The organism is Caulobacter segnis ATCC 21756 (assembly GCF_000092285.1).
In the GTDB taxonomy this organism is placed as follows: Bacteria; Pseudomonadota; Alphaproteobacteria; order Caulobacterales; family Caulobacteraceae; genus Caulobacter; species Caulobacter segnis.
The window spans coordinates 1,999,240-2,011,011 of record NC_014100.1 but is presented as its reverse complement, the minus strand read 5'-3'; the positions used below and the strand labels follow the sequence as shown (position 1 = coordinate 2,011,011).

The 11,772-nt window shown below is 67.8% G+C and carries 6 protein-coding genes; 3 read left to right on the top strand and 3 right to left on the bottom strand.

All coding sequences use genetic code 11. From position 1 onward, the window contains the following. Positions 1–10: 10 nt before the first annotated feature. Positions 11–1,723 (bottom strand): potassium-transporting ATPase subunit KdpA, encoded by a 1,713-nt coding sequence (gene kdpA, locus CSEG_RS09320; protein WP_013078983.1) that lies wholly within the window; start codon positions 1,721–1,723, stop codon positions 11–13. A gap of 483 nt (positions 1,724–2,206) precedes the next feature. Here kdpA and CSEG_RS09310 point away from each other — a divergent pair, with 483 nt between their 5' ends. Beyond that, a complete protein-coding gene (locus CSEG_RS09310) occupies positions 2,207–4,558 on the top strand; it encodes a TonB-dependent receptor (protein ID WP_041538259.1) in 2,352 nt (783 codons plus the stop codon). Between the two features lie 77 nt (positions 4,559–4,635). Here CSEG_RS09310 and CSEG_RS09305 read toward each other — a convergent pair whose 3' ends face one another. Next, positions 4,636–5,280: an arylesterase gene (locus tag CSEG_RS09305; RefSeq protein ID WP_013078981.1), complete on the bottom strand. Its 645-nt coding sequence runs from the start codon at positions 5,278–5,280 to the stop codon at positions 4,636–4,638. Positions 5,281–5,337: 57 nt separating this feature from the next. Here CSEG_RS09305 and CSEG_RS09300 point away from each other — a divergent pair, with 57 nt between their 5' ends. Next, positions 5,338–6,021 (top strand): ABC transporter ATP-binding protein, encoded by a 684-nt coding sequence (locus tag CSEG_RS09300; protein ID WP_013078980.1) that lies wholly within the window; start codon positions 5,338–5,340, stop codon positions 6,019–6,021. 2 nt (positions 6,022–6,023) lie between these two features. After that, positions 6,024–8,549, top strand: coding sequence for an ABC transporter permease (locus CSEG_RS09295; protein WP_013078979.1), 2,526 nt, complete (start codon positions 6,024–6,026; stop codon positions 8,547–8,549). 6 nt (positions 8,550–8,555) lie between these two features. Here CSEG_RS09295 and CSEG_RS09290 read toward each other — a convergent pair whose 3' ends face one another. Further along, a complete protein-coding gene (locus CSEG_RS09290; RefSeq protein WP_013078978.1) occupies positions 8,556–11,723 on the bottom strand; it encodes an amidohydrolase family protein in 3,168 nt (1,055 codons plus the stop codon). Positions 11,724–11,772: the final 49 nt, after the last annotated feature.

The window sequence follows — 11,772 nt, the reverse complement described above, 5'->3', positions numbered from 1 at the left end:
GGATCACCACTCAGCGGAGGGCCGCGACCGCGCCGAGCGCTTGGAAGTGCTCGACGATCGGTCCCAGCGCCATCGCGGGGAAGAATTGCAGGCCGCCCAGGATCAGGATCACCCCGATCAGGAGGCCGATGAAGAGACCGCCGTCGGTCGGCAGGGTGCCGGCCGTGGGCGCGAGCTTGGGCTTGGCGACCAGGCTGCCGGCGATGGCCAGCACCGCGACGATCGGCAGGAAGCGCCCCAGGGCCATGGCGATCCCCAGCGTCACGTTCCACCAGGGCGCGTTGGCGGTGAGGCCCGCGAAGGCCGAGCCGTTGTTGGCCGTGCCCGAGACGTAGGCGTAGAGGATCTCCGACAGGCCGTGCGGCCCGCTGTGCATCAGGCCCTTCAGCGCCTCGGGCAGGACGGCGGCCAGGCCTGAGAAGCCCAGCATCGACAGCGGGATGATCACCACCGCCAGGATCGAGAACTGGATCTCTCGCGCCTCGACCTTCTTGCCGAGGTACTCGGGCGTGCGGCCGACCATCAGGCCGGCGACGAACACCGACAGCAGGGCCATGACGACCATGATGGCGAGGCCCGAACCGATGCCGCCGGGCAGGATCTCGCCCAACTGCATCAGGAACATCGCGATCCCGCCGCCCAGAGGCATCAGGCTGGAGTGCATGCCGTTGACCGAGCCGTTCGAGGCCCCGGTGGTCATCGCGACCCAGGCGGCCGTGGCCGGCGCGCCGAAGCGGACCTCCTTGCCCTCCATGTTCACCGACGCGTCGACCTTGGCGGCCACCTGGGCCGGCGGCGGCTGAGTCTCGGTCGCGTAGACGCCCGCCGCGCCGGCGAACAGCAGCACGAAGGCGGCGATCACCAGGGCCCGCACGTCCTTCTTGGCCAGCACCATGCGGCCGAAGGCGAAGAAGGCCGACCAGCCCAGGGTGTTGATCGAGACGGCGGTGATCAGGTTGGTCAGCGGCGTCGGGTTCTCGAACGGGTGGGCCGAGTTGGCGTTGAAGATCCCGCCGCCGTTGATGCCCAGCATCTTGATCGCCTCCTGCGAGGCGACCGCGTAGAGCGAGATCTTCTGGTCGGCGCCTTCCAGCGTATGGGCGGTGACGCCGGCGGCCAGGGTCTGGGGCAGGCCTAGGGCGACGAGAACGACCGCGACCACGAAAGCTAGCGGCAGCAGCAGGTAGAGCGTCGTGCGGATCAGGTCAGCCCAGAAGTTCCCGACGCCCTCTCCGCGATTGGCGACGAAGGCGCGCGCCAGGGCGGCCGCGACGGTCGCGCCGGTGGCGGCCGAGACGAAGTTCTGCACCGTCAGCACCAGCATCTGGCTGAGCGTCGACATCGTGCTTTCGCCCGCGTAGCTCTGCCAGTTGGTGTTGGTGACGAAGCTGATCGCCGTGTTGAACGACAGGTGCCCCGACAGCCCCGGGAAGCCCTGCGGGTTCAGCGGCAGCACGCCCTGCAGGCGCAGCACCGTGTAGACGAAGATGAAGCCGACCAGGTTGAAGGCCAGCAGGGCCAGGGCGTAGGCGTGCCAGCTCTGGCTCTTGCCCGGATCAACGCCGCAAGCCTTGTAGAACAGGCCCTCGACGGGGCGCATCACCGGATCGAGGAAGGTCCTCTCGCCGTTCCAGACGCGCGAAAGAAAAACGCCCAGCGGCCAGCCTATGGCGACCGCTAGGCCGAGGGTGAGGGCGATTTCCGCCCATCCTTGCCATGTCATGGGAGAGGGTCCGTCAGAACTTGTCGGGCCGCAGCATCGCCGCGACCATGTAGCCGGCGATCACGATCGCGCCGGCGCCCCAGAGGATGTTCACGAGCATCGTCAGACGCGCCTCAACGCGGCGACGAACGCGCCGAACAGGACGAACAGGCCAAGCGCCAGCGCCCCGTAGAGAAGATCAGCCATTTCGGCCTCCTTAGGTGCCGGAGGCCAGAGACCATGAAGGCGCGTAAGGGCTCCATGTCGAAGACGGCGGTGCATATAAGGATCGCATAAAGGCCGCCCGATAGGGCCAGCTCCAGGCGACGCCTTGGCTTGCCCACAGAACGGCGCACGAGGCGAAAACAGAGACCACGTAAGGGCTCGCCCCAGAAATCCGGGTCCAATCTTGAGGCCTTCTGGGTTGCGACTCCCGGTAAACCCACCGAATGAATGGGATTTAAGGCTGGGACGGCGCACTGCGCTCTCGAGCCTCTCGGGGGCATGATGATCAAGAGCCATAACGCCGCGTCCAAGATATCTCTGGTCGCTGGAGCCAGCCTTCTGGCCTGCGCGCTGCTTACCGGCGTCGGACACGCCGGAGAAGCCGAGACTCCCGCCACCGTCCCGACCGATGCGACCGACCAAGCCTTGGATCAGGTCACGATCACCGCGCGCCGTCGGGAGGAAAAGCTGCAAGACGTGCCGATCACGGTGTCCGCCGTCTCTGGCCAAGTGCTCAGAACCGAACGACTGGACCGGGTGGCCGACTACGCCGCCAAGATCGCCAATTTCGCGGCCCTTCAGCAGAACACGCGCGTCTCTACCCTCGTTGTTCGCGGCCTAGGCGGCAACGCCAACAGCGACGGATCTGAAGCGGGCGTCGGCCTCATCGTCGACGGGGTCTTTTTCACCCATCCTGGTTTTTCGTGGCTGGACTTCGTGGATCTCGACCACATCGAACTGGCGCGCGGTCCGCAAGGAACGCTACTGGGCAAGAACACGACCCTAGGCGCGCTCATCGTAACGACCAAGGCGCCGTCCTACAGGCCCGAAGCCACAGTCAACGCGACGGTCTCCAGCAGAGACCACTATCAGGTTCGCGGCAATGTTTCGGGGCCGATTGTCGGTGACACGCTCGCCGGTCGCCTGACGTTCTATGGCGACACGGGAGGTGGCTGGATCACGAACAAGACCGACGGCAGATCGTATCTCGACAATCGTCGCTGGGCCATCCGCGGCCAGTTGCAGTTCGATCCCAACCCGTCCTTCACCGACCGGCTGATCGTCGAGCACTACGACAGCAAGGAATACAACAACTACTATCCACCGGTGGGCGACCCCCTGACCTACGTCAATGGAGCCGTCCGGTACGGCTGGGCTCGAAGGGTGCTGGCCGCCGTCGGCTACACGCCATCCTATGACGTCAAAGACGCCAATTTGGACACGCAACAGCGCTTGATCTCGAAGACCGACGGGGTCTCGAACCTCGCGGACTTAAAGCTCGGCGCCTACACCCTGACCTCGATCAGCGCCTGGCGGAGGCTCTACTACCGCCCCAACAACGATAGCGACTACACGCCCTACCCCATCTTCAGGGCCGGCTACGACGTCGATGTCGACCAGTTCTCGCAGGAGCTGAGGCTGGCCTCACCGACTGGAGGCAAGATCGACTGGCAGGCGGGCGTCTACCTGCTCAAGCAGGAGGTGCGCAGCAACTATCGGGTCGAGCTGTTTTCCAAGGCCTCGGCCTTCTTCCTGTCGCCGCTGCTGCCGTCAGCGATCCTGAACGGCGTCGAGACGGACCAGATTGGCGCGGCCGACACCAAGAGCGCCGCTGTCTTCGGCCAGGGCGCGTGGCGCTTGAACGATCGCGTCTCAGTGACCGCGGGCCTGCGATACACCCATGAGACTCGCGAGGCGTCCAACACCGTGTTCTCGTTTGGCGGCGCGCCCCTCACGGGCGCGCTGGCTCTCTACACGGCCTACCGCACGGCCGTGACCGGAGCGCCCTACACGGTCCGCGCCAAGAAGAAGGACGGCTCGGTCTCCTGGCTGATCAACCCGTCCTACAGGATCAGCGACGACGTCTTGGCCTACGCCAGCGCCAGCTATGGCGAAAAGTCCGGCGCGGCCAATCTGGGGGCCAAGCTCGGCGACAGCATCATCATCGCCCCGGAAAAATCGACCGATTACGAGCTCGGAATCAAGACCACCCTGGCCGGTGGCCGCGCGACGCTGAACGCAAACCTCTACAACAATACGATCGACGGCTATCAAGCCACGCTGAGCGATCCGACAAGCACCAATGGCCGCTCATACCTGGCCAATGTCGGCAAGGTTCGCCTGCGGGGCGTCGAGGTGGAAGGCGCGGCCCAGCTTTCGGACCATCTGAACCTCTCCTTCAGCACGGCCTGGGGCGAAGCGATCTACGTCTCGTACAAGAACGCTCCGCCCCCCGCCGAATACAGTTATGCTGGCGCGCCGGTGTCTGCGGATCTTTCTGGCAAGTCGGCGCCGTTCGCGCCCAACTGGACGGGCAACGTCAGCGCGCGCTGGGAACAGCCGCTCGCCAGCGGCTTGTCTCTATTCGCCTATGTCAATGAAACTTGGAGAAGCCGCACCTACCTGCATCCGCTTTCGTCCTTTGGTCGTCAGGAGGGCTACGCCCTGACCAATGTCGGGATCGGCTTACGTGGGCGTGGCGAGCGTTGGTCGGTGACGGCGTGGTCCAAGAACCTGTTCGATAAGAACTACGCCCTCGCCTTCAGCGCCGCGACGACCGTGACGCCTTATGCGGCCATTCTCGGCGACCCGCGCACCGTAGGCCTGACCCTCGCGGCCAAACCCTTCTGAAGGTTCTCCCTCGGGAGAGCCCCACTGTCAGATGGGCCCATCGCGGCGGCCACCGAGCAGGCCTAGACCGACCGCGTTTAGGTCGCGCGCGCTCTGACGGCCCTGGCCACAACGGGCGCTAGGGCTTCGCCTATGCGCTTGGCGCCGCTTGCGTTGGGGTGGATCCCATCGCTCTGCATGAGCGCGCGATCACCGCGCACGCCGGCCAGGATGTTGGCGTAGAGCGGCACGTTGAACTCCCGCGCCAGGCTGGGAAAGATCGCGTTGAACTCACGGGCGTATGCGGCGCCGATGGCGGACGGCGCGGCGACGCCGACCAGGACCGCGCTGACACCTCGCGCTTTTAGCCTCTGGAGCACGCCACGCAGATTGGCCTTGGTCTGAGCGGGATCGACGCCTTGCAGAAGGTCGTTGCCGCCCAGCGCCACGACGCAGACCTTGGTGTCGCCGGCCACGCTGAAGCCCACCCGCGCCAGGCCGCCGCCGCTGGTGTCGCCCGAAACGCCCGCCGCACGGACAACGACGGATACGCCCCGCCGCGCGAGCGCCGCCTGCAGCTGGGCGGGCATGGCGTCACGCGCGGACAGGCCAAGACCGGCGGTGATGGAATCGCCCAGCACGGTCACCACCGGCGGCTTGGGCGCGGCGGCGACCTGCGTCAGCAGGCCAAGCCCCAGCAAAAATCGGCGACGGTTGGGAAAACGGTGTGCGGGCGAGCTCATGTCTTCCTATGTAGGTCAGTCGCCGGCGGAACAAGGACCGGCCTCGCAGGAAACCCCATGACCGACGTCTCGCCCATCGCGCCCCTGGTCCTCGACGCCGTCGCCCTCACCCTGCCCTCCACCGCCGGTCCCGTGAACATCCTGAGGGGCGTTGACCTAAGCATAGGCGCGGGTGAGCGCGTGGCGATCGTGGGACCATCGGGCTCGGGAAAGTCTTCGTTGATCGCGGTCGGCGCGGGGCTGGAAGAGCCTACCGCCGGGACGGTTCGCCTGTTTGGCCACGACCTGGCCAAGCTCGACGAAGACGGCCGGGCCCGTCTGCGGCGCGGTCGGGCGGCGCTGGTGTTTCAGTCTTTCCACCTCCTGCCCAACATGACGGCCGAGGAGAACGTCGCCACGCCGCTGGAGATCGCCGGCGCGAGCGACGCCATCGCCACCGCGCGAGACTGGCTCGGCCGCGTAGGCCTGTCCGGACGCCTGACCCACTATCCGCACCAGCTTTCGGGCGGCGAGCAGCAGCGCGTGGCGCTGGCGCGCGCCCTCGCCGCACGCCCGGCCCTGCTGTTCGCCGACGAACCCACTGGCAACCTGGACGGGGCCACAGCCGCCTCGGTCGCCGACTTGATGTTCAATCTCGTCGCCGAAGTCGGGGCCGCTCTGGTGATGGTAACCCACGACCCAGGCCTGGCTACCCGCGCCGACCGCATCGTGCGGATGGCCGATGGCCGGATCCAGGCGTGAGCATGCCGCTTCAGCTTCCCCTGGCCTTCCGTCTGGCGGCGCGCGAACTGCGCTCGGGCGTGCGTGGCTTTCGCATCTTCCTGGCTTGCCTAGCGCTCGGTGTCGCCGCGATCGCCGCCGCCGGCTCCACGGCCGAGGCCTTCCGCCAGGGCTTGGCCAGTCAAGCTCGCGAAATCCTGGGCGGTGACCTGTCGTTCTCTGTCGAGAACCGCGACTTCACGCCCGAGGAGCGCGCCGCGATCAATCGCCTGGGCCCGACCACCTATTCGGCCGGAGCCCGGGCCATGGCGGAGGCCCCGGGCGGCGACCGTCGCTTGGTCAGCCTGCGCGGCGTGGACGAACGCTTTCCCCTCGCCGGCGCCGTGAAGCTGGAGGACGCGCCAACCCTCGCGGCCGCCCTCGCCGACCGGGACGGCCTGCCCGGTGCGGCGGTCGAGCCGGCCTTGTTGGATCGCCTGAACCTGAAAATCGGCGACCGCTTCGAGGCCGGCGCGATGACCCTCGTCGTGCGCGCGCGCCTGATCAGCGAACCGGACGGCCTTTCGCGCGGCTTCGCCATCGCGCCTCGCGTCTTGATCAGGGAAGACGTGCTGGAACGGTCGGGGTTGCTGGCGCCCGGCGGGCTTTCCAGTCGCACCGTCCGCGTGGCCTTGCCGCCAGGTCAGGACCCTCGCGTCACGGGCCAGGCGATCCAGAAGGCGTTTCCGGACGCGCATTTCAGAATCCGTGACCGCATCGACGCCGCGCCGGGCGCGCGTCGCCTGATCGATCAGCTGGAATACTTCCTGGGCTTCATTGGTCTGGCTTCTCTGGTCGCCGGGGGGCTTGGCGTCGCCGGCGCGGTTTCGGCCTATCTATCGACCCGCGAGCCCGCGATCGCCGTGCTGAAGGCGTTGGGGGCGAGAAGCGGCCTGATCCGCGATCTCCACCTGATCCAGATCGGCGTGCTGGCGCTGCTGGGCGTTTCGATCGGCCTCGCGATTGGAGCGGTCGCGCCGCTGATCCTGGGACAACTGGCCGGCTCGAACCTGCCGATCCCGGCGCTGTTCAAGGTCTATCCCTGGCCGCTGGCCAAGGCCGGCCTCTTCGGGATTCTAGCGGCGACGGCTTTTTCGCTTGTGCCGCTGGCGCGGGCCCGCGCCACGCCGCCGTCAGCCCTGTTCCGGCGCGCGCCGAAAGCCAGATTGCCGCTGGGCCTGGAGACAGTCGGCGCCATCGTCGCGGGCGCTGGTCTCGCGGCGCTGGCCGTGGCCACCGCGCCCACGCCGATGGCCGCGGCGATCATGATGGCCGGTGTCGCCGTCGCCTTCGGCCTGCTGATCGCCCTCGGCCGCGCGGCGGCCTTCATCGCGGGCCGGGCGCGCGGCCTGACCCGCGGCCCGACCAAGCTGGGCCTCGCCAATCTTGCTGGACCGGGATCGGCGGCGCACACCGCCAGCCCGGCCATTGGCCTGGGCGTGGCCCTGCTGGCCTGCGTGGTGCTGATCCAATCGGCGCTGCTGGCCCAGGTCAGCGACGTGGCTCCGCGCACAGCCCCCGCGATGGTGTTCACCGAAATTCCCGCCGACCGCGCCGAGGCCTTCGACGCCACGGTGGCCCGCGTGACCGGAGCTCTGACCGCCGAGACCTATCTGCGGATGCCGTTCGCGACCGGACGGATCGTGGCGCTGAAAGGCAAGCCCGTCGACGCCAAGGCGATCAAACCCTCCGAGCGCTGGGCGTTCGATAACGACATCAGCCTCTCCCTATTCGCCAACGAGCCGCGCAACGCTGGCGTGGTCTCCGGTCGGTGGTGGCGCTCGGACTACGCCGGCCCGCCGCAGGTCGCCATGAACGTCGAGATCGCTGACGCCGCCGGCCTCAAGGTCGGCGACACGATCACCGTTCTTGTGCTTGGGCGCGAGATCGAGGCACGCATCGCCGCGCTCCGAAAGGTCGATTTCGGTGGCTTTGGGCCGAACTTCGCGCTGATCTTCAATCCTGCGACCCTGGAGGGCGCGGACCTCCGCAGCGTCGCCATCGCCCGCCTCGGCCGGGACAAGGAAGCAATCCTGACCCGAGAGCTCGGCGAAGCCCTTCCGGGCGTGAACGTGATCAGCGTCCGTGAACAACTCGGCGCCGCCGCAGCCCTGTTCGATCGGCTGGCGCTGGCGGTTCGCGGCGCGGCGGCCGTCGCGGGCCTGGCCGGCCTGCTGGTCCTCGCGGGCGCGATCGCGGCCGGCGCACGGGCCAGGGCGCGCGAAGCAGCGACCCTGAAGGTCCTGGGCGCGACCCGGTCTCAAATCCTCGCCGCCTACGCCATCGAATATGGCGCGGTCGGCCTGATCGCAGGATCCGCCGGCGTGCTACTGGGGTTCGCAGCCGCTTGGCCGGTCGTGGTCAAGGTGTTCGAGGCCAGCTGGAGCGTCGACTGGAGCGGCGTTTTGCTCCTGCTGGCGGGGGCCACCTCGCTGACAGCCGTGGGCGGCCTGATCGCCGCGAGTGCGGCGCTGTCCCAGCGTCCCGCGCCGGTCCTACGCGGCGACTAGGCTCGCCTAGACATGGAGACTGGCGGTCGGAGCGAAACCGCAGGCGCCGTCACAGCACGAGGCGCGCGCCTGAGACAGGAAGTCTGGCTCGTGCCACCAATACTCAGACGCGGCTTCGCACACGAAACGCCGCCTGCCCTCCGCGCTGGCTTGCTGACGCGCGTCGGCGAAAGGCCCGATCAGTTCGGGGATGGTGTAGACGGTCCCATGCTTGATGACCTTGGACACCCTGGCGGCGTCCTCGATCCGGGCCAGCGGATCGCCGTCCACCAACACAAGATCGGCATAGGCGCCCGGCGCGATCAGCCCCAGCGGTTCGTCGAGATACTGGCCCGAGGCGCTTGTCGCGGTCACCAGGGCCTCGAAGGGCGTCATGCCGTACCTGACCATCGCCCGCAAATTCATGTGCAGGCTCACGGCGTTGAAATCGATCGGCGAGTCCGTGCCCGTGGTGATCCTACCGCCCGCGCGGACGGTGCGCGCCACCTCGGCGACGTTGCGCGACAGGGACCCCAGGATCACGGATCGATCCATGGACGCCATCTGCTTGGCCCGCTCCAGCAGACGAGCATATTCCCATGGCGGGTAGAGCGCTCTCACGCGCGCATCGTCGACCAGCGAGCGATCGTCGCCCAGGAGCGCGGTCGAGGTGAACAGGGTCGGCGTCCTCGCGGCCTTGCTGGCCACGAAGGCGGCGTTGACGTCCTGGTAGATGTTGCCCAGCGCGCTGACCGTGCGGGAATAGCCGGTGCGGCTCGTCGCCCCCAGGTGCTCCATGCCATCCATGCCCAGGCCTAGCGCCGGATAGTGATAGTGCGAGGTCAAAGGCAGGCCCTTGGCGTGCGCCCAAGCGATGACCTCCCTTTGCCGTTCGCCGGACAGGCGCACATAGGTCTTGATCAGGTCGTAGGACAACGCCTCGGCCCGCTGCATCTCCAGCGCCATCTGTCCGGGCTCGGTCACCGGGCGCATGAAGTTGTAGAAGATCCTGGAACCGTCGATCGCCTCGCCGGTGGCGTAGTACCGAGGCCCGATCCGCTTGCCGGACTCGATCGCCTCCTGGTCCTCGACCGTGTGATAGGCCGGGCCGCCGGGCGAGCGCGTCGTCGTCACGCCCAGCGACAGCCAGAGGCGTCCTTCCCGGTCGCCATAGCCGTATCCCTGCATCTGGCGGTGGGTGTGCATGTCGATCAGACCCGGCATCACGGTTCCGGTCGGCGCCTCGACCACGGTCACGTCGCTGGCGACCGGGCCGCGCGGCGCGACCCCGGCGACGCGACCGCCCGAGATCAAGACGTCGACATCCTTGCGCACCGTCGGAGACACGCCGTCCCACAGACTGGCCGCGCGGACCACCATGCGCGCCTTGGGCCGAACCCGGCTCCAGGTCAGTCCGTGCGGCGCGGTCCGGGGCGCCCCGCCCCCGGCGGAAATCAGCCGCAACTCACCAGCCGAGACGTAGATCAGGCTGTTGCCGTCGCCACTCCAACTGACCGCGTCGGTGAGCTCGTCGTTCAGGGCCTTAGGCGGCCCCAGAAGCTTGCCGGTTTCGTCCACGGGCGAGACGTGCAGACGGCTGGCGAAGACATAGGCCAGACTCTTGCCGTCTGGCGACCAGACCGGACCGTCGTCGCCGCGCGTGCCCAATGAGCGATCGGGCAGGATCGGCTGATAGGTCCCCTTCCCGCTCTCCACGTCGACGGTGAGGATTTCGCTGAGCCCCTCCCGGAAGCGGGCGGAATAAGGCTTGAAGGCCGCGTAGGCGATCGTCCTGTCGCCAGGCCCCCAGGTCGGCTTGCCCGGCTCCCAGAGATCGCCATAGACGCGGCGCGTTTGGCCGCTGGCGACGTCAACGACGAACAGACCGCCATTCTGATTGAGGAAGGCGATGGACTTGCCGTCCCGCGACCAGGCACTGGACACCGCCGCGCCGTCGAACCGGGTCAGTTGCCGGCTCTCGCCACTGGCCGTGTCGCGCAGCCAGATGTCGAGCTTGCCGCCCTTGTCGGTCGAATAGGCCAGGGTTTTGCCATCCGGCGACCAGGCCGGATCCACCTTGTAGAACGCATCCTTGATCAGCGCTGTGGCCGGTCCGCCGCCAATGTCGAGCAGGTAGAGGTCGTTAAGGGCGCGGAACACCACTTGGCGGCCGTCAGGCGACAGGGCCGGACTGCCAACGCCCACCACCGGCCGGGTCTTGGCCGACAGGAAATCCCGGCTCTTCTTGACGTAGCGCGGCGTCAGCACCGGAACGGTGGCCGCGAACGCCACGGCGCCCGTTAGGCCGTCCTGTTTGCGAAGCTTGATCTTGCCATCGGCCGTGTAGAGCATCGTCCCATCCGCCAGCCACGAGGGCCGGAACGGAAAAACGTCCTCGCCCGCCACGACCACGCCGGCGGCGCCGCGCAGTTCGGCCTTGCCGTTCTCGATCGCGGTGAAGACCACGTCCCGGCCATCAGGCGTGAAGGCTGGGCTCGCCAGAGAGGCGGCGTTGAAGCGGTCGGCCGACGGCTTGACCTTGGCGACTGTTCTGCGGGCTCCGTCCAGGCCCTGGACATCGATACGAACCTTGTCGACGGTGAAGACGACGCTCTTTCCGTCCGGCGACCATGAGGGCTCGAACTCGTCGCCGGGGCCTGTGCTGAACGGCGTGATCGCGCCGCTGGCGACGTCGAGCAGGTGAACGCCGTAGCGCCCGCCCCGATCGCTGGAGAATGCGATCGTCTTGCCGTCCGGCGACCAGCGCGGCTCGCGACAGTCGAAGGCCCCCTTGGTCCGTTGCATGAGACCGCGCCCATCGGCGCCGATGGTCCAGACATGGAAATTGCCGTCGCGATAGGACTGAAACGCAAGGGTCGAGCCATCCGGCGACCAGTCGGGCTGGGCGATCTCGTAAATCTCGTCGGTGAGCCGCCTGGCTGGGCCGCCCTCGATCGGGACAAGCCACAGCATGGCGTAGACGTCGAACGCCACCGTCCTGCCGTCCGGCGAGACCGTGGCGCAGATGTTGGTGCCCTCCGTCGCGGTGACGGGACTGCTGTCGGCGGCCAGGGGTTGATCGGCGGCCCTGGCGACGGGCGGCGTCAGCGTGGCGACGCCGGAGACGGCGATGGCGCCGCCGCCCAGCGAGAACAGGCCGCGACGGCTGACGCCGTGCTTGGAGCTCTTGGTCATCGTCTACTCGCAAAAAAGAGACCGGTCCGGGGGCTGCCGGACCGGTCGG